Here is a 404-nt window from a genome sequence, read left to right on the forward strand (position 1 = left end):
GTGATGTGGTTCCTGCTGTTCTTCCTCGTCGGGTTCGTGGCGCTGGCAAGCCTGTACGCGGCTGCGGGGTCAATGGCCTCGCGCAGTGAGGACGTTCAGAACACCACCTCTCCGCTGATGTATCTCATCATGATCATCTACTTCTGGGTGGTGTTCTCGATGTCGAACCCTGATGGCATGAGCGCCAAGATCGGCAGCTACGTCCCGATCGCGTCGGTAGTCTTTATGCCGCTGCGCATGCTCGGTCATCGCGCGCAGTGGTGGGAACCAATCGTGTCGATCTTTGTGACCCTCGGTTTCACCGTGTTTGCGGTATTGGCCGGCGAGAGGATCTATCGACGCTCGATCCTGCAGACCAACGGTCGGGTCAGCTTCAAGAACGCCTGGAAGCAGAACGAATCGGT

The 404-nt window shown here is 58.2% G+C and carries 1 protein-coding gene; it reads left to right on the plus strand.

The features are described 5' to 3' along the window. The coding region (locus tag ACEWB7_RS18350) for an ABC transporter permease (RefSeq protein ID WP_411581141.1) at positions 1–404 on the plus strand (404 nt) is incomplete at both ends.

The organism is Acinetobacter sp. NIOH-H-8 (genome assembly GCF_046635365.1).
GTDB lineage: Bacteria > Pseudomonadota > Gammaproteobacteria > Pseudomonadales > Moraxellaceae > Acinetobacter.